We start from the raw sequence: 22,112 nt of genomic DNA, 5'->3' as shown, positions 1-22,112 counted from the left end.
TTTTTAATACGTTAAACACTCCTGTAAAATCTTTTTACTATTCATGGAGCTATAATCCTTCAAATCAATTAATAAAACAGGTTTCTGACTATTTACCATCTTTTTCACTTTATCAAATAAATATCTAACCTGTGGACCTAACAAAATAATATCGGCCTTATAAACATTTTCCTCAAGATTTCCACTTCCAGAAGACCAAATATTAGCTTCAAAATTCATTAATTTAGCTGACTTTATCATTCTCAAGACAAACATATTAGTTGACATACAAGATGAACAAACCAACAAAATATTTTTCATAACTTCCTATTCTCCTAGACAACTACTATAATAAATTTAAAATATCTCTTCTGCACACATAATAAATTTTATAACTATGCCTTACTTAAAACCTTTTGAACACACACATTTATTTCTTGTATTTTAACTCCTGTAAATGTTTCTATTTGATTTTTCACATTTTCTTGAAGTTCTCTTATAACATAAGGAATTTTAATTCCATAATCTACAGCTACATTTATATCAATACTTGTTTTATTATCTCCAACCGTAACCTTAATACCCTTAGAAATAACCTTTTTATTAAGAGAATTATTTCCATTAACACCAAATAGTGGATATACTCCTTTAATTTCACTTGCTGCAATCCCAGCTATAACTGTTATAACATCGTCAGATATTTTAACAACACCAATGCTATTATTCATATACTCCACTCCCTCCTATTAATTGTTTTATAATTATATCAAATCATTATTTCAAATTCTATATTTATTTTAACAAAAAACTGCTAACTTAAAACCAAGCCAGCAGTTAAAAATAAATTATTTCTTCAATTCAATTTCCACATTTTTAATCTTAGCAACACTCATAACAACTTCTTGAATTTGTTTTCTCTGACTTTCTGTAAGCTCTTCAGTATTTTTAACAAAAATTCTTGCTTTATCATTTTCAATTAAACATAATATTTCTTCAAATCCTTTTCCTTTAAGAGCAAGCTCAATTTTTGTTTCATTTTCTTGATCCATAACTAAAGCTATTTTTTGTTTTGCTGCAGTATCTCTATCTAATTGTGAGACATTTTCATTATCTATTATTTCTGCTAAATATTCTAAAGTTTCAGCTGATTTTTTATCTCTAACAGACTTTGCTTCATAAAAGAAGTCATAGCCTACTTCACCTTCTTTTGAATCTTTATTAACTGTTGTATTATCACTAACATCATCAGTTATAGATATTGTTCCTAAATCTTGCATTGAACTATTAACTTTTGCTGCTAAAACTCCAGCACAAACAATTAAAGCGAGTAATGCAAGTATAACCCCAGCTTGTTTTTTATTCATAATAAAAATCCCCCTAAAATTTTTAAAATTAGTTTTTCGTTTTCTTACCTATTGTTCTTTCATAGGTATCACGCTTACCTTACTTTCACTAATGTCATATAAAGAAGATACTATTTTTGTTAATTCATATGAAAGTCTAGTATCATCTGCACCTTCTGCAACTATAAGAATTCCTATTATTTTAGGATTATAAGTTTTAAGAATTAATGGTTCAGTGCTACTTCCCTGACTTGACATTACAACTTTAGTACCATCTTTATTGTTATTATTTACCCTATTGCCTCCATTGCTATCTCTTTCTTCTGTTACTGTATTTGATTTTTCACTATCAAGTGCTGGAATAAGTTCTTCTCCACCTTCAAAATGTATAATAACATCAACCTCTCCAACTCCTTTTACTTTTGATAAAATATTTTTCAATTCATTTTTAACTTTATCTTGATATGTAGTTGATGTACTTAAATTCTCTTCCCTTTTGTTTTCTTGAAAAGTTGTATCATTTGAAAGATTTAAAAATGTCGGTGTTGAATCGTTAAAGTAACTAACTACCAAAATCATAACTCCAGCTATTATAATTAATATAATCATATAAGTAAATTTATTACTTTTTTTAGTAATTTTTTCTTTTATTTTTTCCATCTTCACATGAGCCCCTTAATATACCTTTATAATATTTTCTGAAATATTTAACTCATTAGATAAAAATTTTTTTATCTCTTTAACTTTTGAACTTTCTTTACTAACGCCATCATAATTATTTACGCTACCTATGACTACTTTTTCTACTGTTTCTACATTTTTTATACCTAATTCTTCCACTTTAACAATAAGTTCTTCTATCTTAAAATTTTCATCCTCATATGAAACTGAAACATCAACATTAAAATTATTTTTCTTAAAATTGTTTTTCAAAAGATTCTCACAATTTCTTGAAAGATTTTCTTCAAAACTATTTATTGTAGTTTTTTTAATTCTCTCACTATATTCATCTAAATTGTTTTCTAAATAACTATCAAATTTATTTACGTAATCTTCATTTAAAGTTATATCTTTATATAAATTACTATCTTGTTTTATAAAACCAATTATAGGATTTATAACAACAACTATAAAAATAAGTCCAAGCACAAACTTAGAATACTTTTTAATACTATTTTCAGGCAATACAAGTTCCACTGCTGTCATAAACAAAATACTTACACAAATATCACTTATCCAATCTTTTAAAATCTCCATTTAAAACCTCTCCCTTATACACCTATTATTAATTTTCCAGCAGAAGCAATTATGGAAATCATTACAAAAAATAAAACAGATACAACTATAACACATGACATTATAAGTATTAATGAATCACCTACCGAACTAATAGCTGAAACAATTCTATTATCAGAAATAGGTTCTATTATTGCTGCAGTAAGCCTGTACATCGTTGCCATTATAAAAATTTTAATTATTGGGACTAACACAATAGCGATAACTATTATAAGACCTAATGAGCTCACAGCATTTTTTAAAAGTATTGAATATCCAGCAACTGTTGCAATAGCTTCTGATATTGCTTTTCCAACTATGGGAACAAAATTATCTACCGCAAATTTTGCTGTCTTAGCAGTTACAATATCTAATGATTCTGCAGTAAACCCTCTTATAGTAAGCATACTTATAAAAAATGTTATAAAAATTCCTTGAGCCCATAAAACAATTTGATTAGTATGTTTTATTAGATTTGATATTTTGAAATTATTAGAAATATTATTTGCAAATTGAAGCATAAATCCAAGTAAAATAATTGGTATTAAAATGTTTAAATAAAATGTTGGACCTATATTAGTAAGCAAAATTATTATAGGATCAAGTGTTGCAACTTGGCTAACACCTCCAGCTGATAATAATAATGTGCTAAGAACTGGTATCAGTACTAACAAAAAATTATTCAATTCATTAATCGTTTCCTTCGCTATATCAATTCCTATCAGGAACGTTTTTGAAAGAATAATTATTAACAGTGCGTAACAAGCATAAAATGCTACATTTGACAAAGTTTGATGTGAAAAAGCCGTTTGCAAATTTTGTATGAGAGCACAAATAACTGCAATAATTATGACTGTCGATATTCCATTAAAAACCAAAACTACTTCTCTCAAAATAAACGATATTATATTTTTAAATATTGTTTTACTTATACTAACTTCTTCTGTACCGTGAGTCATAAGCGATTTTACATATTCTTTCGGATCTAAGTCCTTCAAAATTTCAATATCATCTTTCATATTAATTATGTACTCATAAAGATTAGATATCTCTTTTTCATTTTCCTGAATTATATTTTCTATACTTGATTGATCATTATTTTCTGTAGCACTACTAATATTAAAACTTAAAACTTGTAAAAACAAAGTTAACAAAACTAAACATAAAAATATTTTTTTTACCATAAATCACCTACATAATGTTTAATATCGACTGTAAAACTGCCATTAATATTGGTACTGCCAAAAATAAAATTAATATTTTACCGCCAAACTCCACCTTAGATGCAATATTATTTGAACCTGCATCTTTGCATATTTCACTACAAAAAGATGCTATGTAACTTATAGCAAGTATTTTTAAAACAATATTTAAATATACAGTATTTATATTAGCTTTCAGTGCAATCTCTTGAAGGAATAATATTATTGCATTAAATTTTCCAAAAATAAAAACAAATATAGAAACACCAACAAACAAAGAAATTATTATTGCTAAATCTTTTCTACTTTGTTGAATAACAATTATAAAAAATAATGCCGTCAATGAAAAAAATGCTATTTTTATAATATCCATATTTTTCACCTACAATTGAAACATTGTTTTAATTGTATTAAATAAATCACCTATAAGTTGTATAACCATAAACAATATAAGTACTATACCTAGAATATTAGAAAGAGTTGCATATTCTTCCCTACCTATACTCTTCAAAACTTTATCTAAGATTGCTATAAGAATCCCAACTCCTCCAATCTTAAAGATAACAGAAAAATCTAACATTTAAATATCCTCTCCCTATATGAGAAAAATAACAATCATTGCTCCTATTCCAATTCCTAAAGTGCTATAAATTTTTTTATTTTTATTTCTAAATTCAATAGCTTCCTTCAATTGCTCGTCTACTCTTTTCACAAAAATATTAAATAAATTTTCAAATGAATTAAGATTGTTATTTTCAAGATTACCAAAAAAATCATATATCATATCTAAATCAGATTGATTTAAATACAATTTAAATTTATCTACCTCAAAAACTTTTTTAACAACATCAATTAAATTGTAAAAATCTCCCTTTTCAATTTCATCAGCTATTCTTAAAAACCTATTACTTAACTCAGTACGTCGTGAACAAGATAATCTTAAAGCTTGTGATATTGGAGTACGCATAAAAGTTATATTATTTTTTAAAGAATAAAATATACTTTCAAATTCTTGAAGTTCTTTCACCCTCAATTTAAATCCATTTCCTAATGTTATACCAATTAATGAAATACATATAAAAATAATAAATAGAGCTATAAATCTCATAACCTACTCCTCTAAATTTTTTTTACTCGTTCCAACGTCCCAACTCCATTCCTATTATTCAGTACCAAAATACATTTAAAAATTTTTTCCATATTTGTATTAAGATTACTCATCCTTAATTTATTGTAAAAATCTTCTTCACTACTACCATGTATAGTTGAAATTATAGAAACTCCAGAGTTGTATGCAATTAAAATACTTTCAAAATCATCTTTAGTTCCAATTTCATCGCAAATTATAACTTCAGGAGCCATAGATCTTATTGCAAGAATAATACCTTTACTTTTTAAACAATTATCATAAACATCCGTTCTTAATCCTACATCCAATTGTGGAACACCATGAAAACTTGCAGCAATTTCACTTCGTTCATCTATAATAGAAACTTTAAATCCTTTATTAATTGGTGGTTCACCATTTGAAATAATTCTGGCTAAATCTCTCAAAAGAGTAGTTTTACCACATTTTGGCGGAGAAATTATCAGCGTATTTAATATGGATCCATTATTGTATATATAATTTATAAATTTTTTTCCAAATCCTAAAACCTCTCTAGAAATCCTTATATTCAAAGAAGAAATATTTTTTAAATACTTTACTTCCCCATTTTCAAATACCCATTCTCCAGTAATCCCTACCCTATGTCCACCTTGTATAGTTATAAAACCTTGTTTAACATCCTCTTCAAATGCAAAAATAGAAAATTTACTCATTTTATTGATGGTTACCCTAATATCTTCTATAGAGGTTTTTATTGTTAAAACAATTTCTCGATCTGAAAAAATTAATATAATTGGTTTATCTACTTTAAATCTAATTTCTTGTAAATTATCTAGAGAACCATACTTTTCTAATTGATGTCTTAAATTAATAGAAAATAAATTTAATATATCTTTTAAATTGTTAATAATTCTAACCTCCTTTTTTATAAATTATATTTTTTTATTATTTTTTTAGTACAAAAACAAAAAAAAAGTTGTTAGATTAACTAACAACTTCAACTCATTCAAATATTAAACTCTTTCCATATAATCTCCAGTTCTTGTATCGATTCTGATTCTATCTCCTTCATTTATAAACAAAGGAACTTGAACAATTGTTCCTGTTTCAACTTTTGCAGGTTTCAAAGTATTCGTAGCAGTATTACCTTTAAATCCTGGATCAGTTTCAATTACTTCCAACTCTACAAAATTAGGAGCTTCAACTGAAAAAGCTTCACCCTTATAAAATTTAATAACAGCATTCATATTTTCTTTTAAATATTTTATAGCCTCTTCAACTTTCTCATAATTAAGAGGTATTTGCTCATATGTTTCTTGATCCATAAAATAATACAATGACTCATCATTATACAAATACTGCATCTCTTTTCTTTCAATAACAGCTTCCTGAAACTTTTCTGAAGGATTAAATGTTCTTTCAACAACCCCCCCAGCTATAACATTTCTTAATTTTGTTCTTACAAAAGCTGCACCTTTACCTGGTTTTACGTGTAAAAAATCGATAACTATGTACACTTGTCCGTCATGCTCAAAAGTAGTACCTTTTCTCAAATCTCCAGCTGTTAACATAACAATTTAAACCTCCATTTTATTATCGCAAAATAATTCTAGCAAAATAAACTGTTTTATTCAATATATCCATCAAATTTCAGCAGATATATTTACACTGTAATCAAAGTTATTTTTAATAATACTCATCTCAATTATTCTTAAATAAGATTTATCATTCAAAAATTTTATAAAATCATTTATTTGCTCTGGATACATACTTTTATGAATTTCAAATTTAACTCCTTCCTCACTTCCAATCACTATATTATCTAACACAATATCTTTATCCAATAAATCATTTTTAAATTGAATAAATCTATTCTCTTTTGCATTTTTAAATTCATTTTCACTATTCAAAACTTTTTCATTTAACAATCTTAATCTATCTACCTTTACTTTAAAATTAAAATTTACAATCAATAATAAACCTAATACCAAAATTAAAATACCTACGATAAATCTGTATCTTTTCAACGCTTTACCCATTTTATACCTCTACCTCAATAGCATACGTAAAAATTCCATTTTCTTCTGATGTACACACGTAAGACATTATATCAAAATTATTTTTCTTCAAATTATCAACAATATCATATATATTTTTTTTATCTAAAACTCTAACTTCCATACTTAAACCATTATTTTTATATACTATTTTTTCTATAAATACTTTCATTTCATTAATTAAAAAATATATTTTATCAAGATATTCTGTTTTATTATCTACATAATCATTTGTATTTTTATAAACTTGTATACTATTGAGATTTTTATATTCATTGTAATTAGAAAAAACACTTTTTAATGATAAAATTATTAATATTGAACATAAAAAAATATATATTAAATANNAAAATTTTCTCTCTTTTTCCAAAACTTAGAAAATTTACTTCTGACGTAATCATGTTCTGTTAAAATTTCCTCCATAGTGTAATTTATAAAACCAAATTTAAATTTGTAATTATACATATCTTTATCTTGTTTATCATTTAAAAAATAAACATCTTTATTTAATTCAACATTAAATTCCTTTTTTACATAATCAATTTTATCTTCTATATAATCATCTAAATATTTCAAATCTTCATTATTAATATAATCATTTAATAATATTAATGAATTCCTAAACATAATTATATTGTACTGTTCTTCATTAATTTTATTTATAAATATTCCATTAGATATATCAAATTTATGAGTTAAATATTCTAACATTATGAACTGCAATGGTCTTACAACCAAATAAGATTTATCAATATATTTCAATATATTTTGTACATCATCTTGAATCTTTATAGCGTACAATAATATCTTTACTTGTCCCATTTCTAAATCTGAATCAAGTAAAAAGTAATCATAAAGTACATCATCATTAAAATTATTGAAATAAAACTTCAATGAATTTAAAACTCTTTCATTTATATAATTATCAAGTGGCATACATAAAGACTTTATTAAAAAATCTTTAACATCAAAAGTTACAATACAATTCTTTATATTAAATTTATCTATATCCTTAATATATATCTGTGTTTTATTAGCTTTCTCATATTTATTGCTTATCTTTTTAAAATACACATCACATTTTTCTTTATCATAATAAATTAAATTTTTCATAATCCCTCCAAAACACACTAAACTCTAAAAACACGAGCAATATTCAAATCAATATTTCTTCCGTGTTCTTTAACATAAAAATAGTACCCCTCTCTATTTTCAGTGCTATAATAAAATACAATCTTATCATTATTTGGATTCACTTTATTCCCCAATATAAAATCTAAAATATAAAAATTCCCCTTAAATAATTTTAAATTATTATTTTTCACATAATCTAAAAAAGTGACCCCACCATCTATAAATTCAAGATCAACTTTGTTATAGTAATCATCTTTGTAAAACTCAAGCTGTGAAATAAATTTATCTATGGCATCAATCTTATGAATTTCAGAAATATTTTCATAATCCAAATAAACTTCTATATTTCTACTTATATAATTTGAATTGATTACAAAACCAAATATTAATATTAATACCATTAAAAATGGTATATAAATTACCCCTCTTTTTTTCATTATCAAATATTATAAGACATTGAAGAAATAACCTTTGTTAACTTCATATCATTTAATTCAATATCAACAAATATTAATTTTCCTCTGTTATAAATTTCAAACTTTTGTACTCCTCTTAATAAATTCGTAACATTTCTATTATCATATCTAAGTTGGATAACTCCATTTTTAAAACTTATTTCTCTTTCTTTTACCTCACACTTTTCTGAACTAATAGGAACTATCTTTTTGTAGTAAATTTTATTATCCGATACAATCTTAAAATCAAAAGAATATTCATCAAACTCACTATTCAAAAAAACTTCAAGTTCTCTCATTTTTAAAGTATCAGATGAAAGTTGGTTATTTAAAATCACGCTTTTTGAACTTCCTATAATAAAATTACTTATAAATATTCCAATAACTACAAAAATCAATAAACAAACTACAGATTCCAAAAGCATACTACCACTTTTTTTAAGTCCTATAATATTCAGTACACCTCCAAATATTAAATTTCAAATTCTTCACTTAATAACGATTTTTGTTTATAAAAATAAGTTATATTAATAACATTGGGAGATTTTGATTCTAAATAAAAATAATTTTCGTCATTATCAACATTATTTTCGAAAATTTCATTAAACTCTTTATAGTTTTTTAAATTTAAATTTTCTTCCCTTATATAAATTCCATTTCCTATGTACAAATTTTGTTTATTAAAATACAATTCATTTTTTATAACATCAATATAATTAGTAATTTTCTTTGTAATCAATACGAAATGCACACTTCTTAAATTTAAATTTTGAAATCTAAAAATAGATAAACTTAGTGTAAAAATTATAACTACAAAAAATAAACTTCTAATTAATATTGAACCTTCTTTTCGCACTTTAACCATAATTAACTTTCCCTGTAACAGCAGCTATTGTTATTTCATTTAATTTTTTATCAAATGAATATGTAAATGTTGCACCTCTTGCTATTAGTCCATTACTTTGAATGGTTAAAGTTCTATTATTAATCCCATTAAATTTAACCATTTTAATATTTTTAGGAAAATTAAATCTATTAACTATAACGTGTTCTTTATCAATAAGAGATATACTTTTTTCATCAAATCTTATAGTGTACATATTTGAATCATTAAAAGCTTTGTACTTTCCCAAATTAATAAAATTTAAAAATTGCATTTTAAACTTATTATGTTCATATTTACTATAAACATTTTTTAATTGGTCAACCCCCAGAAAGATTCCCCCCATAATAACCATAATTAAAACAAATGCTAATAAATTTTCTAAAATAATAACTCCTTGTTTTTTCACTATATCCCCTCCCAAATATGACTAAAATTGTCATAAGATATAAGAGGCAATATAAAAATTGAAACAAATATTATTACTAAAATCCCACAAATTAAAATAAAAATTGGCTCTATTAACTTTGTGCTTCTATCCATAATTTGATAATACTTTTTCGAACAACCTGTCCAAATATTTTTTAATGACAAATTTAAATTTGAACTCTTTTCCCCAACTTTTATTATAGAAATAACTTCAGATTCAAAAATTTTTGCACTCTTCAAAGCTTCACAAAAATCAAATCCCTGATTTATTTGCTCATAAACATATTTTGAATAAATCGCATAAGGCTCGCTTTTTATGGAAGACATTATTTTTAATGCTTTTGATATATCAATTCCACTATTTATCATGTAATACAATGCTTGTATAAATTTTAATTGACAATACTTAAAATATATTTTTCTAAATAAAGAAATCTTTAGAAAAAATTTTGTTAAAAATCCTTTCACTCTAAAACTTTTTATAAAAATTAATAAAAATAACAACATAATAATTAAAAACACACCATAATTATCATTTATAAATAAACATGCATTTATAAACACTAAACTATAACTTGGTAAATTGGAAAACTGCGATTGAAATGAATCAACATAATTAGGAATAAAATATAAGATACATAGATTAAACAATATAAATAAAACTCCAGATAACAATGTAGGATATAAAAGAGATGACTTAACCTTATTATTTATTAAAATCTTTTCTTCATAATATTTAGATAAATTCTTTAATATTTCAGATAAATTTCCTGTTTCCTCACTAATCTTTATCAAAGACAAAAATATATTATCAAATTCGTATTTTGTAGACTTTATAGATTTGTATAAAGAATTTCCTTTTATTAACTTATCATATATAACTTTATAAAATAAACTCATCTTTTTGTTCTTAGAATTTTCAACATTTTGTTTGAAAATAGATATTGAATCTATTATAGACACTCCACTTATATGTAAAAAATAAAGATCTTCACAAAATCTTTTGTACCACGATATTTTCAATTTTCTACGAAAAACTAAAAACGATGGCACTCTAATTTTGAAATAAATTTTGTATTTACATTCATTTAAAAAATCAATAAAATTTCCACAATATGTAATAATTTTAAATATTCCATTATCTCTAATTAAAATAATATAATTCCCCATTCTACTTTAACATCTCCAAATCTAATATATATACATCACCACTATCTATAAGATTTTTAACGTTATATTCAAAGGAATATTTAAAATATTTGCTTTTTATATACTGTTTTATTTCATTAATGGATTTTTTTTCCAAAAGCATATCCTTTATTATATCATCTATTATTAAAATTTCATTCAATAAAATTCTTCCACTATATCCTGTAAATTTACATTTTTCACAACCTTTTGGCGAATAATATTTGCCTTTTTCGTATTTTGTATTAAATATAATTCGTTCTTCAAGCGATTCTTTTCTCTTACATCTACATAATTTTTTTACTAATCTCTGTGAAATAACTAAATCTATAGAGTCTATTGCTAAAAACTCACTAACACCCAAATCAATTAAACGAGTAATTACAGAAATTGAATCTTTAGCGTGTATTGTTGAAAAAACTTTATGACCAACTACAGAAGACGACACAGCAACCTTTGCAGTCTCATAATCTCTTATTTCTCCAATCATAAATATGTCCGGATCATGTCTTAAAATATTTCTCGATATTTTTTCAAAAGTAAGTCCAACTTTTTCATTTGTAGAACTTTGATTCACTCCATCAATTTCATACTCTATAGGGTCTTCAATTGTATAGATGCTAACTTTTTCATTATTTAAATACTCAATAAATTTATATAAAGTTGTAGATTTCCCACTTCCTGTAGGACCTGATAATACAATCATTCCGCTCTTCTTTTTTAAATACTTTTCTAAAATTTCAACTTGCTCTTCACTAAAACCTAAATCCTCAATATTTTCATAAATCATTTCATTATAGTGAATTCTAAGAGAAATTTTTTCCCCTTTAGAAATTAGCAATGTAGAGACACGTATGTTGTATTTATTTCCATTATAATTGTAAATTATTTTTCCATCTTGAGATATTCTCTTCTCTGTTATATCAAGATTACTTAAAACTTTTATCTTTGTAGATATAAATTTATAAGAAACATAGGATATCTTTTTAAAAATTTTAAGATCTCCATTATATCTAAATCTAACATTCACTCCATCACTTTGAGGTTCAATATGTATATCACTTACTCTCATTTTTATAGCTGTTTTAAATATTTCTTCATATAAATCTTCTGAATAATTTTCAGATGATGCTTGTCTCTCATTAAAAATTTCATAATAATAATTTATGTTTTCTTCAACTGTTTCTCTTGAATGAACATAAGGAACTATGTTTTCATTAAACATAATTTTTAAATCATTCATTACGCTATCTTTGATTTCAGAACAAATTATTATGATTCCGTTTTCATATCTCCTTATAGGTAAAACGTTAAATTTTTTTGCAAAATCATAATTAACATACATTAATAAATTCAATTCAATATCTTCTAAAACCACAATAACCACCCCAAATTCAATAAAATTTATTTAAGTTATTTCACATTTTTTGCTAATTATTCAAATAATCACAAAATAATAAAATATTTTTATTTTCATAAAATACAAAAAATAAAAACAAGCCTGTTGTAATATACAACAAGCTTGTTAATTACAGAAACAAGTATAAAACTCAAAATTATAGTTTACCTACTAAATCTATACCTGGTTTTAATGTTTCGCTTCCAGGTTTCCATCTTGCAGGACAAACTTGATCCCCATATTGTGCTACAAACTGACTAGCTTGTAATTTACGAAGTAATTCTTCAGCATTACGTCCAACATTACCAGCACTTACTTCATAAGAAACTATTTTCCCTTCTGGATTAACAATGAAAGTACCACGCTCTGCTAAACCTGCACCTTCAATATAAACTTCAAAATCTTTAGAAAGAACGTGATCAGGATCTCCTAACATAACATATTTAATTTTCTTTATACTTTCAGAAGCATCATGCCATGCCTTATGTACAAAATGTGTATCAGTAGAGACTGAATAAACTTCACATCCTGCCTCTTTAAATTCACTGTAAAGGTTAGCTAAATCTTCTAACTCGGTTGGACACACAAATGTAAAATCTGCTGGATAGAAGAAAAATACACTCCATTTACCTAAAATATCATTCTTACTTACAGTTCTAAACTCACCATTATGAAAAGCTTGTACATTAAAATCAGAAACTTCTTTGTTTATAAGTGACATATTCCATTACCTCTCTTCTCTAATATTTTAAAATGAAAACCATAACCAATATGGACTATAAAACGAAACTTAAGACATAAGCTTCATATCACGAATTCATTATATCATAATTAATTTTATTTGTAAATGATAATTAATATTAAATATTAATAATTATTACTTAATTATAAATGTAAAATATTTTTTTAAAATTGTTTTATGTTATAATCTAGTTGAGGTGATTTATATGCCAATGGATGGAGTATTTCTAAACACATTAATTAAAGAATTGGTTCCAAAAATAACAAATGGTAAGATTCGTAAAATAAACCAATTTGAAAAACACGATGTTATTTTTACAATAAGATGCAATGGAGAAAATCACAATTTATTAATAAGTGCAAATTCAAAATACAGCACAATAAATTTTACAAATAATAAATACGAAACTCAAAAATCAAACTTTATGTTTAACACAATCCTTAAAAAATACATACTTAACGGAACTATAAAAGAAATCATTCAAATTGAAAATGATAGGATTTTAAAATTGATTATAGATAACAGAAATGAACTTGGAGATATGAATAGCTTTGAACTAATAATTGAACTTATGGGTAAACATAGCAATATTTCTTTAATTGATAAATCAACTAACAAAGTTTTAGATTCAATAAAACATCTTTCACATAACAACAATTCCTATAGAACACTTTTACCTGGTTCAATATACAAATATCCTCCTAAAGATGATTTGAAATTAAACCCTTTTAATTTTGAGTTTGAGGATTTTAAAAAACTTCTAAATATTATAGAAATTAATGAAAATATGTACTCTAAAATATTTCAAGGAATATCTACCCCCTTATCAAAATTTATTTTCAATCTTGTAGATGATAAATCCATTGAACAAAAATTTAATATAATAGAAGATTTATTTAAAAATATCAAAACAAAACCTATATTATATATGACAAATAATACGTACAAAGATTTTTACTGTTTTGATATTAACTCTTATGATCAAAAAATAGAATTTAACAACTTAAATGAGCTTCTTGATAATTTCATAGTTAATAAAAATATTTTTGATAATCTAAACAATAAAATTACAAATATTAAAAAGGTTATAAACTCCGTTATTCAAAAATCTAGTAAAAAAATTGAGATATTTAAAAATGCTCTTAAAGAAAGTGAAAATAAAGATATCTTCAAATTGTATGGAGATTTAATTTCTGCAAATATTTTCATGTTAAAAGGTGGAGAAAGTTCGATAACTGTACAAAATTATTTTAGTGAAAATTTAGAAAATATAACAATAAAACTAAATCCAAAATTACACGCTTCACAAAACATAGAGAACTACTATAAAAAATACAAAAAGCTTAAAAAGTCTGAAACTATGAACGAGCAAAACATACTAGAATGCACCAAAGAAATTGAATATTTAAATTCTGTTTTAAATAATCTAGATAAAATACAAAATGAAAATGATATTGATGAAATTAGAGAAGAGCTTGTTAGAAGTGGATATTTAAAAAATATTAAAACTAAAACCAAAAATGAAATTGTTAAATCACAACCTTATCATTACATAACATCAAGTGGAATTTCAATTTTTGTAGGTAAAAATAATATCCAAAATGAATCTTTAACATTTAAAATTTCAAAAGAAGATTATACATGGTTTCATACAAAAAATATTCCAGGAAGTCATGTAATTCTTGCTCACAACAACCCAGATGACAAACTAATAGAAATAGCAGGAAAACTCGCAGCCTTTTATAGCAAAGCTTCAACTTCATCAAATGTTCCCGTTGACTACACCAAAGTTAAAAATATTAAAAAAATGCCTCATGCAAAACCTGGAATGGTAATATATTCTTCAAATAAAACAATTTATACAACTCCTCCTTCTTCTATAAATGAATTAAATATACATTTATATAATAATTAATTTTATTTACTTTATATTAATTTCATGATACAATTGTGTAAGATTGATAATTTTAGGGAGGATTTGAAATGAAAAAAAATATAAAAAAGTTAATTGCAAGTATTATTGCTTCAATAACTTTAGCTATTCCATTTACTTCAATAGATTTTTCTGGAGGACAAACACAAGTTGCTAACGCCGCACTTATAGATTACGATAACTTAGGTAGATATTGGGGTATTGATCATATAATTCGTACATTTGAACGTTATTATCTTGAAAATGGTTACTTCTCAATTCCAAAAATGCTTGGAAATAGAGATTCCTTTAATCGTTTTTTATTTCAGTGTGCAGATCGTGATATAAAGTTATTTAATGAATATCTTTATGAAAATATGAAGGATTTTATTTATGTGTCTGGAAATCCACATATATTAACATTTGATGAATGGCTTTACACAATGAATGTAACTCTGATTCTTTCTGGACGTGACCCTGTAGATCAAGGTGATCCTGATGAATTAGCGCACTATTATGATCTTTATGAAAAAATATTCCCATAAAACACGTTTATTATGTAAGAGATATGAAATTCATATCTCTTTTTTCATTATTAATCATTATTCTTCTAAACTCATATGTTTTTAAATTAACATAACATTTTACTACAACAACGGTAAAAAATTTTATACAAAAAATTAATAAAAATTTTAAATAACAAATAATCATAGAGTTATTAGTAATCAAATAACACATACTTAGTTTAAAAGTACTACAAAAGAGTTTGGTTCTTTATAAGATAAATAAAGATAAATTTTTCCCTCATGACGATGCATAAACACTATTAAAGATTTTTTATTTGGTAATTATGGAATAAGTCATCAAAAACCACCAAGTTTATTTCTTTACTTTAATTTATATTACTAACAATATGTTAATGTTTTTTCTATTTTTAAATATTTTAAATAATATTTAAAAATATTAATTTTTTGTTACTTTTTTATAATTTTTGTATTATAATAATTTTCAAGGTAAAAAATTTATTAGTCTTAGGAGGTTCCTATTTATGAAAAAAAAGACTTAAGAAATTAATAGCTAATGTTGCTACAACAATGGCATTAGCTATTCCAGTAATTGTAAGTAGTGCTGGACAAGAGGCAAAAGCTATTATAAACTTTGGTACACTTGAGGATTTAGAAATGGACCAGATTGGCAAGATAAAGCTTAAGAAAATTGTTATAATAGACCAGGAGGATTAATCTAAAGACCACCAATGCGTCCATAATTTATTAAGAACCATATTATATGGTTCTTTTTTCTCTTAAACAAAAAATTACTTATTAAAAAGGAGTTATATTATGAAAAGAGTATTTAAAAATTTAGCAGTTAGCGCTACTACAGCAGCTATATTGGCTGTTCCTATAACAACTACAACTTCAGGAAGCGGAAGTGGACAAGAAACAAAAACTTTAAGTGGTTTTTATTACAGCAATTTGGATGATAATAGATATGACTACTGGGATGATCATTAGGATAACGACTGGGACGATAGATATGATTTTGATGACTTTTTAGATAATCGTTGGGATGATTAATTTATTTTGATACTTTTAGAAATATTCTGTCTTATGTGGTTCTTTTTTGTATAAATATTTTTTAACATGGAATAATATTAGTGTGTTCTAATATTATTAAACAAAGGAATGATTTTATTTATGAAAAAGGCTCAAGATAATGTAAATTTAGGCTTAAATTCAATTAAAAGTGCTTTAAATAATTTAGAGCAAGCAATGATGTGTTGCGAAAAACAAGAAAATAAAAATGTAATTCAATCTGCTATTAATTCCATAAATTCAGCTTGTACTCAACTACACAATTTTCAAGATTAATTTTACAAAAAAATCCTATGAAAAATTTCATAGGATTTTAATTATATAAATTTCAAAATACTTATTATCTATGATTTACTTTTTCTGAAGATACACTTTCACGTTTCCACTTGCCATTTTCATAACTCAAATCAAATGCTTTTCCGAAACCTTCAACCAATCTTCCTCTAGTAATATTTATTTCAAAAAATTTAAAATCCATCTTATACAATAAATTCATCATATTTTCACCATGAATGGCTTCGAATTTCTTTTTTATATCTTCTGGTACATCTAAAATCTTTTTTGCTTTACCTCTAAAACTTACTCTTTTTCTAACAAATAAATTTTCAGAAAAAGATTCATCTTCAATCATCATAAAAGCAACATTTTCATTTCTTTCCAAATTTCTATAATGCTCAGCCACCTCACTTATATAAATATACACTCTATCCTCTATCATAACATATGGAGCATAGCTCGCTTGAGGTAAATTGTTTTCATCTAATGATGATATAAACATTGTTTTTTGTTTTTCCAAAAGTTCTTTCATTTCTCTATCCCCTTTCAATTAAATTTTTCTATCAACATCAATAGGTGTTATTATGAGTTTGTTATAATTCTCATGTATATGGCATTTTATGTTATATACATTTTTTAAACTTTCATAATTTATAACATCTTTTGGAGTTCCATAGTCATATATTTTTCCTTCTTTCATAAGCACTATTTTGTCACTATACTGGCTTGCTTGATTTAAATCATGCAAAACCATAATAACTGTAATATTCTTATCTCTATTGATATCACATATCAACTTCATCAATTCAATCTGATGAGATATATCTAAGTAAGTTGTTGGTTCATCTAACAATAACAAATCTGGGGTTTGTGCTAAAGCCATAGCTATCCAAACTCTTTGCTGCTCTCCACCAGATAAACTATTTAAAAATTTATTTTCATATTGTAAGGTATCTGTATACTCCATAGATTGTTTAACTATTTCATAATCTTCTTTATTTTTTCTTTCATACCACTTCTTATGAGGTAGCCTTCCATAGGAAATTAATTGTTTTACAGTTACATTTCCAGTCAAAGAATTATGCTGTGATAAAATAGCAACTCTCTTAGAAAATTCTTTTATAGATTTATCATATATATCCTCATTTTCCAAAAAAATTTTCCCTGACATTGGCCTTATATACCTAGTTAAACAATTAAGAAGAGTTGATTTTCCAGAACCATTTGGACCTAATATCGTTACTATTTCACCTTTTTCTACATTCAACGATAATTCATCTATTATTTTTTTATTCTCATATCCTGCATTCAAATTTTTTACACTTAATAACATTATTCACCCTTCCTTTTTCTAAGTAAATATAAGAAAAATGGTGCTCCTATTAACGACATCACTATTCCAACTGGTAACTCAACACTCCCTCCTATTGTCCTTGCAATGGTATCTGCTATTAATACAATTATTCCCCCTAAAGAAATGGATAAAGGTAAACAATATTTATAATCACAACCTACAATTATTCTAGAAATATGGGGTATTATAAGTCCTACAAAACCAATTATACCAACTATAGAAGTACAAACACCTGCCAAGAAAACGCCTACAATAGTTACAAACAATCTTAAATGTGTAATATTAAATCCCAAACTTAAAACAGTTTTTTCACCAAGTGCCAATATGTTAGATGGTCTTATACAAAATAAAGAAACTATTAGACCAAATGTAATATAAATGCACAAAAGTTTAAAATCCGCCCAAGTTTTTTGTGCTAAACTTCCGTTTAACCATAATAAAGCACTTTGTATTCTATCACTATACATTATTGTAAAAATTGATATGATACTTCCAAAAATAGCATTCACCGCAACACCTGAAAGATAATTCTGCTTGGACTTATTTCTCCATTTTTCCAAGCTAATAAAAATACTAATGTACAAGCGAACAATCCCCCAATAAAAGATGCCACTGGTAAAATAAATGAAAATGATGGAAATACCAAAAGTATAATTATAGCCATAACACTTGCTCCAGAAGAAACACCTGTTATTCCTGGATCTGCTAAAGGATTTCTCATCACTGCTTGTAAAAGTGTACCTGAAACAGATAATCCCGCCCCAACAAAAGCTGCTATTAAATTTCTAGGTAACCTTATATCGTAAACTATTATATTTAATACTTCATTTTCTTTAGTAAATATAGAAAGAATTATATCTTTCAAACTAAATTTCACGCTTCCAAAAGCACAAAATAGAAATATTAAACAAAATAATATTATAAAGGAAGTTATTATTAAACTAACTTGCTTCACTTTGCTATAGACCATTAAAAATCTCTCCAAGCTGCATCAAAGCTTCATCTACATGATTGTTAGCAGATGAACCAAATATATTTGGATCTAAATCATATATCTTACCATTCTTTACAGCCTCTAAATTTTTCCAAGCTGGATTCTCATTAAATAATTTTTCAAAAGCTCTATTTGCTTCTTCTATATTTCCATGACCAAATCTTAAAATTACATCTGGTTGATTTTGAAGCAATTGTTCTAAATTCAGATTTACATAACTACTATTTGTTTCATGAACTTCTGAACCTAAGCTTGTACTACCAGTTATCTCTGTTACTACATTTTTTAATCCTAACGCCTTAATTAAACTTCCAACATATGTGTCTTCTGTTGCCAACATATTACTTTCAGAAGTACCAAAAATTATAGCTACTTTTAAATCCTTATTTATATCTTTTAAATTATTTAAAGGTTCTTGAAATCTAGCTATTATGCTAGTCGCCTCTTCCTCCTTACCAATTTTTCTACCAAGTTCATCTATTCCAAACAAAAAACTTTCATAAGTAGAAGTATCAATATAAAAAGTATCTATACCATATTGTTTTGCAGTTGCATCAATTTTTTCCTTGAACAAAGAATCTCCTATTAAAAGTTCTGTTCCAACTGCCAACACTTTTTCAAAATCTGGAGAAAAAGAACTTCCTATCTCCTCAATCTCTAAATATCTCTCTGGCAAATCTAATTTCGTTGTAGGTCTACCCACTATTTCTTGATTCATCTCTGCTAATATTTGAGAAATCGCAACACTAGCAACAGATATTTTAATATTTTCATCATTAACAACAATATCGTTTTGAATATTCTGTGATGTATCGTTTATAGTTTGCTGTGAATTACTACTACAACTGGTAAACAAACTAAACATTAAAACAACACACACAGCAATCTTAAATATCATAACTTTACTCGCTTTCAATTAACAATCTAATTTAAATTTTATACTTTGTAATTTCTTGCTCCTTTCTTAATACTTTAATTAAGATAATTACAACCACTATAAATCAAATTTTAACTGTTGATTTTTCACAACAACATAACTATATCATAATTATTTTCTATTGTAAATAATAATCAATATCAATTAAATTATTTTTTTAAAATCTTCTATATTAAATAATTGCGCAAAAAAAATCCTATGAAAAAATTCATAGGATTTTAATTAATCAACTTGCCACGTCATTTCATAAAGAACTTCTTCATCAATTCCAATTCCGCCCGGATTAATATTAACAGAGTATACGTAATCTCCATCTCTCCAAGAAATAACATTTATTTTTCCTTCATTTCCTCTTAGAAGAACTTTAATATCTCCATAAATTTCTGTCCTCTCTTCTGGATACTCGTTATAATCACCACTAATATCTTCTTCACCATCATATAAAGATTTACGAATTATTATCCACTCTTCTAAACCTCTATAGTCAACCTCAATAAATTTATTTTCTATTGCTTTAATTTTTCTCTCATAACTTTTATCAAAAAAATTATCAGGAAGAGCTAATTGAAATCCCGCAATATCTTCAGCTTCTTTTAAAGTATTTACTTCAATAAAAGGATTTCCGATTCCAACAGAAGTTTCTTGTTTTTTTACACAACTGACAATTACTAAACAACACATTAAACTAAAAACTAAACCAAATATTTTCCTCATAATTTAAATTATTTCTCTAGCTCCTTGCAAAATTGAAATAAACACCTAAATAACATTATGAAAGCTATTAACATGATAATATGACTTAAACCAGAAAGACCAGAAATTATTGCACTTTGTGTAAAAGTTATCACCACATTAAATACTTGAGTAGCTCCTCTAACAATAAGCATAATAAGCATAAACGGAAGAGCAATATTATATGTTTTAAAAAATTTACTAAACAAACTTCCTTGACCAAAATTCTTACTTACAGATAATACAAACAAAATTAAAAATAAAATTGTTCCTAATACAACTCCATGTGCATGTACAACTGACAAAGTTGTTTTCCCTGTAAAGTTTGTGAATTTTGTAACTTCCCTATAAAATACTCCAAATATCATAGCAAATATAAAGTACCACATTGACGCCTTCAAAATAGTTTTCGGCTTCATAATTTTATTATCCCCCTTTCACAATTAACTAAATTTTAATACTTTTTTGTTATATTTTCAACAATATTTTTTATAAATTCTTTCCAAATATAAACATAATTTAATAAAATTCCAAACATTACTAATAATAAATTTAAAAAACCAAAAATATAAATTGGCCAAATAAAATAACTAATTTCTTTTTTACTTCTTTCCCAATCATATTTTAATAATAAAGATAAATATTTTATCAACAATTCCTTATTTTTTTCAAAAGAACCTGTATCATCTTCTATCTTTTTAATAACTTGCCATATGAGAATAATTATATGCATTCTCTAAATTTAAAGCAATTTCTCTAATTTTTTCCCTCCAAGATTTCCGTTCTTTTATAACATTATCTATTTTATCCTTATGAAATCCTTGAGTAAGGTTAAAAATTGATGTAACTAAATTTGCAATTACACCTGATGATAATAAAATTTTTAAAATATTATCTTCCATGCTTAAACACTCCAACAATTATAAAATTTAAATAAGCTTGTCTATGTAATTAAATTTTAGAAAATTTTTCTCATTATTAAATAATTGCTTTTTCGACTTTTTTCACAAAATTTATGATAACAAAAATTAAATTTGCTTTAAATATCAAATTTTAAATATTAACTAAATTTAACAAACAAAAAAAGACAACTAGAAAAATTCTAATTGTCCTTTTGA

General features: G+C 25.1%; 32 protein-coding genes and 1 pseudogene. 5 read left to right on the top strand and 28 right to left on the bottom strand.

The features are described from left to right. Window positions 1-3: 3 nt before the first annotated feature. The 20 genes from A6P36_RS06890 to ahpC form a co-directional block, all read right to left on the bottom strand. The gene (locus tag A6P36_RS06890; protein ID WP_066762490.1) at window positions 4-300 is read right to left on the bottom strand and encodes a PTS sugar transporter subunit IIB; all 297 of its coding nucleotides are present in this window, start codon (window positions 298-300) and stop codon (window positions 4-6) included. A gap of 74 nt (window positions 301-374) precedes the next feature. Continuing rightward, entirely contained in the window at window positions 375-707 is a 333-nt protein-coding gene (locus A6P36_RS06885) for an Asp23/Gls24 family envelope stress response protein (protein WP_066762486.1), read from the bottom strand. 117 nt (window positions 708-824) lie between these two features. Beyond that, a complete protein-coding gene (locus A6P36_RS06880) occupies window positions 825-1,343 on the bottom strand; it encodes a SpoIIIAH-like family protein (RefSeq protein ID WP_066762484.1) in 519 nt (172 codons plus the stop codon). 48 nt (window positions 1,344-1,391) lie between these two features. Then, window positions 1,392-1,982, bottom strand: coding sequence for a stage III sporulation protein AG (gene spoIIIAG / locus A6P36_RS06875; protein WP_066762482.1), 591 nt, complete (start codon window positions 1,980-1,982; stop codon window positions 1,392-1,394). Window positions 1,983-1,997: 15 nt separating this feature from the next. Next, window positions 1,998-2,579: a stage III sporulation protein AF gene (gene spoIIIAF / locus A6P36_RS06870; protein WP_066762480.1), complete on the bottom strand. Its 582-nt coding sequence runs from the start codon at window positions 2,577-2,579 to the stop codon at window positions 1,998-2,000. A 14-nt stretch (window positions 2,580-2,593) separates the two neighbouring features. Next, window positions 2,594-3,781 carry a stage III sporulation protein AE gene (gene spoIIIAE, locus A6P36_RS06865; RefSeq protein WP_066762477.1) on the bottom strand — a complete coding sequence of 396 codons (1,188 nt, stop codon included), beginning with the start codon at window positions 3,779-3,781 and terminating at the stop codon, window positions 2,594-2,596. Between the two features lie 7 nt (window positions 3,782-3,788). Then, window positions 3,789-4,172, bottom strand: coding sequence for a stage III sporulation protein AD (gene spoIIIAD, locus A6P36_RS06860; RefSeq protein WP_066762474.1), 384 nt, complete (start codon window positions 4,170-4,172; stop codon window positions 3,789-3,791). Window positions 4,173-4,181: 9 nt separating this feature from the next. Beyond that, window positions 4,182-4,379 carry a stage III sporulation protein AC gene (gene spoIIIAC, locus A6P36_RS06855; RefSeq protein WP_066762471.1) on the bottom strand — a complete coding sequence of 66 codons (198 nt, stop codon included), beginning with the start codon at window positions 4,377-4,379 and terminating at the stop codon, window positions 4,182-4,184. A 15-nt stretch (window positions 4,380-4,394) separates the two neighbouring features. Further along, window positions 4,395-4,907 carry a stage III sporulation protein AB gene (locus tag A6P36_RS06850; RefSeq protein WP_066762460.1) on the bottom strand — a complete coding sequence of 171 codons (513 nt, stop codon included), beginning with the start codon at window positions 4,905-4,907 and terminating at the stop codon, window positions 4,395-4,397. Between the two features lie 11 nt (window positions 4,908-4,918). Then, a complete protein-coding gene (spoIIIAA, locus tag A6P36_RS06845; RefSeq protein WP_197487231.1) occupies window positions 4,919-5,815 on the bottom strand; it encodes a stage III sporulation protein AA in 897 nt (298 codons plus the stop codon). A 105-nt stretch (window positions 5,816-5,920) separates the two neighbouring features. After that, the gene (efp, locus tag A6P36_RS06840) at window positions 5,921-6,478 is read right to left on the bottom strand and encodes an elongation factor P (RefSeq protein ID WP_066762454.1); all 558 of its coding nucleotides are present in this window, start codon (window positions 6,476-6,478) and stop codon (window positions 5,921-5,923) included. Between the two features lie 72 nt (window positions 6,479-6,550). Further along, window positions 6,551-6,946 carry a hypothetical protein gene (locus tag A6P36_RS06835; protein ID WP_066762452.1) on the bottom strand — a complete coding sequence of 132 codons (396 nt, stop codon included), beginning with the start codon at window positions 6,944-6,946 and terminating at the stop codon, window positions 6,551-6,553. A gap of 366 nt (window positions 6,947-7,312) precedes the next feature. Next, on the bottom strand, window positions 7,313-8,077 hold a 765-nt coding region (locus A6P36_RS06825), incomplete at its 3' end, for a hypothetical protein (RefSeq protein WP_156508000.1). 17 nt (window positions 8,078-8,094) lie between these two features. Beyond that, window positions 8,095-8,535: a hypothetical protein gene (locus A6P36_RS06820; protein WP_242861682.1), complete on the bottom strand. Its 441-nt coding sequence runs from the start codon at window positions 8,533-8,535 to the stop codon at window positions 8,095-8,097. 2 nt (window positions 8,536-8,537) lie between these two features. Further along, a complete protein-coding gene (locus A6P36_RS06815) occupies window positions 8,538-8,978 on the bottom strand; it encodes a hypothetical protein (RefSeq protein ID WP_066762445.1) in 441 nt (146 codons plus the stop codon). A 47-nt stretch (window positions 8,979-9,025) separates the two neighbouring features. Beyond that, window positions 9,026-9,418 carry a hypothetical protein gene (locus A6P36_RS06810; RefSeq protein ID WP_066762441.1) on the bottom strand — a complete coding sequence of 131 codons (393 nt, stop codon included), beginning with the start codon at window positions 9,416-9,418 and terminating at the stop codon, window positions 9,026-9,028. Further along, entirely contained in the window at window positions 9,411-9,845 is a 435-nt protein-coding gene (locus A6P36_RS06805) for a peptidase (protein ID WP_066762440.1), read from the bottom strand. The genes A6P36_RS06810 and A6P36_RS06805 overlap by 8 nt, the downstream gene beginning before the upstream one ends. After that, entirely contained in the window at window positions 9,845-11,035 is a 1,191-nt protein-coding gene (locus tag A6P36_RS06800) for a type II secretion system F family protein (RefSeq protein ID WP_066762437.1), read from the bottom strand. Before A6P36_RS06800 ends, A6P36_RS06805 begins: the two co-directional genes overlap by 1 nt. A gap of 1 nt (window position 11,036) precedes the next feature. Further along, window positions 11,037-12,431, bottom strand: coding sequence for a GspE/PulE family protein (locus A6P36_RS06795; RefSeq protein WP_066762434.1), 1,395 nt, complete (start codon window positions 12,429-12,431; stop codon window positions 11,037-11,039). A 178-nt stretch (window positions 12,432-12,609) separates the two neighbouring features. Next, window positions 12,610-13,173, bottom strand: coding sequence for an alkyl hydroperoxide reductase subunit C (gene ahpC, locus A6P36_RS06790; RefSeq protein ID WP_066762431.1), 564 nt, complete (start codon window positions 13,171-13,173; stop codon window positions 12,610-12,612). A gap of 226 nt (window positions 13,174-13,399) precedes the next feature. Between ahpC and A6P36_RS06785 the strand changes: the two genes are divergently transcribed. From A6P36_RS06785 to A6P36_RS08240, 5 genes are all read left to right on the top strand, one after another. Next, complete coding sequence (locus tag A6P36_RS06785) at window positions 13,400-15,109, top strand: Rqc2 family fibronectin-binding protein (protein ID WP_066762428.1); 1,710 nt, start codon at window positions 13,400-13,402, stop codon at window positions 15,107-15,109. Between the two features lie 68 nt (window positions 15,110-15,177). Beyond that, a complete protein-coding gene (locus A6P36_RS06780; protein ID WP_066762425.1) occupies window positions 15,178-15,651 on the top strand; it encodes a hypothetical protein in 474 nt (157 codons plus the stop codon). Window positions 15,652-16,200: 549 nt separating this feature from the next. Continuing rightward, a complete protein-coding gene (locus tag A6P36_RS08155; protein ID WP_156507998.1) occupies window positions 16,201-16,347 on the top strand; it encodes a hypothetical protein in 147 nt (48 codons plus the stop codon). A 99-nt stretch (window positions 16,348-16,446) separates the two neighbouring features. Then, the gene (locus A6P36_RS08150; RefSeq protein WP_156507997.1) at window positions 16,447-16,620 is read left to right on the top strand and encodes a hypothetical protein; all 174 of its coding nucleotides are present in this window, start codon (window positions 16,447-16,449) and stop codon (window positions 16,618-16,620) included. Between the two features lie 183 nt (window positions 16,621-16,803). Continuing rightward, complete coding sequence (locus A6P36_RS08240; protein WP_197487229.1) at window positions 16,804-16,977, top strand: hypothetical protein; 174 nt, start codon at window positions 16,804-16,806, stop codon at window positions 16,975-16,977. A gap of 64 nt (window positions 16,978-17,041) precedes the next feature. Here A6P36_RS08240 and A6P36_RS06775 read toward each other — a convergent pair whose 3' ends face one another. From A6P36_RS06775 to A6P36_RS06740, 8 genes and pseudogenes are all read right to left on the bottom strand, one after another. Beyond that, the gene (locus tag A6P36_RS06775; RefSeq protein WP_066762423.1) at window positions 17,042-17,509 is read right to left on the bottom strand and encodes a HugZ family pyridoxamine 5'-phosphate oxidase; all 468 of its coding nucleotides are present in this window, start codon (window positions 17,507-17,509) and stop codon (window positions 17,042-17,044) included. 18 nt (window positions 17,510-17,527) lie between these two features. Then, complete coding sequence (locus A6P36_RS06770; RefSeq protein ID WP_066762422.1) at window positions 17,528-18,310, bottom strand: ABC transporter ATP-binding protein; 783 nt, start codon at window positions 18,308-18,310, stop codon at window positions 17,528-17,530. Then, window positions 18,310-19,301: pseudogene (locus tag A6P36_RS06765) on the bottom strand (FecCD family ABC transporter permease). Before A6P36_RS06765 ends, A6P36_RS06770 begins: the two are co-directional and overlap by 1 nt. Continuing rightward, window positions 19,291-20,223: an ABC transporter substrate-binding protein gene (locus tag A6P36_RS06760; protein WP_066762420.1), complete on the bottom strand. Its 933-nt coding sequence runs from the start codon at window positions 20,221-20,223 to the stop codon at window positions 19,291-19,293. Before A6P36_RS06760 ends, A6P36_RS06765 begins: the two are co-directional and overlap by 11 nt. 261 nt (window positions 20,224-20,484) lie before the next feature. Beyond that, complete coding sequence (locus A6P36_RS06755; protein ID WP_066762416.1) at window positions 20,485-20,976, bottom strand: hypothetical protein; 492 nt, start codon at window positions 20,974-20,976, stop codon at window positions 20,485-20,487. 8 nt (window positions 20,977-20,984) lie between these two features. Beyond that, window positions 20,985-21,413 carry a DUF2871 domain-containing protein gene (locus A6P36_RS06750; RefSeq protein WP_066762399.1) on the bottom strand — a complete coding sequence of 143 codons (429 nt, stop codon included), beginning with the start codon at window positions 21,411-21,413 and terminating at the stop codon, window positions 20,985-20,987. 35 nt (window positions 21,414-21,448) lie between these two features. Next, entirely contained in the window at window positions 21,449-21,727 is a 279-nt protein-coding gene (locus A6P36_RS06745; RefSeq protein ID WP_066762396.1) for a hypothetical protein, read from the bottom strand. Continuing rightward, entirely contained in the window at window positions 21,693-21,896 is a 204-nt protein-coding gene (locus tag A6P36_RS06740; protein WP_066762393.1) for a hypothetical protein, read from the bottom strand. Before A6P36_RS06740 ends, A6P36_RS06745 begins: the two co-directional genes overlap by 35 nt. Window positions 21,897-22,112: the final 216 nt, after the last annotated feature.

This window comes from Candidatus Arthromitus sp. SFB-turkey (assembly GCF_001655775.1).
GTDB lineage: Bacteria > Bacillota > Clostridia > Clostridiales > Clostridiaceae > Dwaynesavagella > Dwaynesavagella gallinarum.
Note: the sequence above shows the minus strand (reverse complement) of the source record. Positions and strands in the feature narration are given on the sequence as shown.

What these genes read in the sequence shown, in the direction of transcription:
- A6P36_RS06815 (WP_066762445.1), bottom strand. Translation starts at nt 8,978, where the DNA reads ATGCTTTTGGAATCTGTAGTTTGTTTATTGATTTTTGTAGTTATTGGA.
- spoIIIAF (WP_066762480.1), bottom strand. Translation starts at nt 2,579, where the DNA reads ATGGAGATTTTAAAAGATTGGATAAGTGATATTTGTGTAAGTATTTTG.
- spoIIIAC (WP_066762471.1), bottom strand. Translation starts at nt 4,379, where the DNA reads ATGTTAGATTTTTCTGTTATCTTTAAGATTGGAGGAGTTGGGATTCTT.
- spoIIIAD (WP_066762474.1), bottom strand. Translation starts at nt 4,172, where the DNA reads ATGGATATTATAAAAATAGCATTTTTTTCATTGACGGCATTATTTTTT.
- A6P36_RS06785 (WP_066762428.1), top strand. Translation starts at nt 13,400, where the DNA reads ATGCCAATGGATGGAGTATTTCTAAACACATTAATTAAAGAATTGGTT.
- A6P36_RS06755 (WP_066762416.1), bottom strand. Translation starts at nt 20,976, where the DNA reads ATGAGGAAAATATTTGGTTTAGTTTTTAGTTTAATGTGTTGTTTAGTA.
- A6P36_RS08155 (WP_156507998.1), top strand. Translation starts at nt 16,201, where the DNA reads ATGGCATTAGCTATTCCAGTAATTGTAAGTAGTGCTGGACAAGAGGCA.
- A6P36_RS08240 (WP_197487229.1), top strand. Translation starts at nt 16,804, where the DNA reads ATGAAAAAGGCTCAAGATAATGTAAATTTAGGCTTAAATTCAATTAAA.
- spoIIIAG (WP_066762482.1), bottom strand. Translation starts at nt 1,982, where the DNA reads ATGGAAAAAATAAAAGAAAAAATTACTAAAAAAAGTAATAAATTTACT.
- A6P36_RS06800 (WP_066762437.1), bottom strand. Translation starts at nt 11,035, where the DNA reads ATGGGGAATTATATTATTTTAATTAGAGATAATGGAATATTTAAAATT.
- A6P36_RS06890 (WP_066762490.1), bottom strand. Translation starts at nt 300, where the DNA reads ATGAAAAATATTTTGTTGGTTTGTTCATCTTGTATGTCAACTAATATG.
- A6P36_RS06740 (WP_066762393.1), bottom strand. Translation starts at nt 21,896, where the DNA reads ATGGAAGATAATATTTTAAAAATTTTATTATCATCAGGTGTAATTGCA.
- A6P36_RS06745 (WP_066762396.1), bottom strand. Translation starts at nt 21,727, where the DNA reads ATGCATATAATTATTCTCATATGGCAAGTTATTAAAAAGATAGAAGAT.
- A6P36_RS06775 (WP_066762423.1), bottom strand. Translation starts at nt 17,509, where the DNA reads ATGAAAGAACTTTTGGAAAAACAAAAAACAATGTTTATATCATCATTA.
- A6P36_RS06780 (WP_066762425.1), top strand. Translation starts at nt 15,178, where the DNA reads ATGAAAAAAAATATAAAAAAGTTAATTGCAAGTATTATTGCTTCAATA.
- A6P36_RS06885 (WP_066762486.1), bottom strand. Translation starts at nt 707, where the DNA reads ATGAATAATAGCATTGGTGTTGTTAAAATATCTGACGATGTTATAACA.
- A6P36_RS08150 (WP_156507997.1), top strand. Translation starts at nt 16,447, where the DNA reads ATGAAAAGAGTATTTAAAAATTTAGCAGTTAGCGCTACTACAGCAGCT.
- spoIIIAE (WP_066762477.1), bottom strand. Translation starts at nt 3,781, where the DNA reads ATGGTAAAAAAAATATTTTTATGTTTAGTTTTGTTAACTTTGTTTTTA.
- ahpC (WP_066762431.1), bottom strand. Translation starts at nt 13,173, where the DNA reads ATGTCACTTATAAACAAAGAAGTTTCTGATTTTAATGTACAAGCTTTT.
- A6P36_RS06880 (WP_066762484.1), bottom strand. Translation starts at nt 1,343, where the DNA reads ATGAATAAAAAACAAGCTGGGGTTATACTTGCATTACTCGCTTTAATT.
- efp (WP_066762454.1), bottom strand. Translation starts at nt 6,478, where the DNA reads ATGTTAACAGCTGGAGATTTGAGAAAAGGTACTACTTTTGAGCATGAC.
- A6P36_RS06750 (WP_066762399.1), bottom strand. Translation starts at nt 21,413, where the DNA reads ATGAAGCCGAAAACTATTTTGAAGGCGTCAATGTGGTACTTTATATTT.
- A6P36_RS06835 (WP_066762452.1), bottom strand. Translation starts at nt 6,946, where the DNA reads ATGGGTAAAGCGTTGAAAAGATACAGATTTATCGTAGGTATTTTAATT.
- A6P36_RS06820 (WP_242861682.1), bottom strand. Translation starts at nt 8,535, where the DNA reads ATGAAAAAAAGAGGGGTAATTTATATACCATTTTTAATGGTATTAATA.
- A6P36_RS06850 (WP_066762460.1), bottom strand. Translation starts at nt 4,907, where the DNA reads ATGAGATTTATAGCTCTATTTATTATTTTTATATGTATTTCATTAATT.
- A6P36_RS06810 (WP_066762441.1), bottom strand. Translation starts at nt 9,418, where the DNA reads ATGGTTAAAGTGCGAAAAGAAGGTTCAATATTAATTAGAAGTTTATTT.
- A6P36_RS06770 (WP_066762422.1), bottom strand. Translation starts at nt 18,310, where the DNA reads ATGTTATTAAGTGTAAAAAATTTGAATGCAGGATATGAGAATAAAAAA.
- A6P36_RS06760 (WP_066762420.1), bottom strand. Translation starts at nt 20,223, where the DNA reads ATGATATTTAAGATTGCTGTGTGTGTTGTTTTAATGTTTAGTTTGTTT.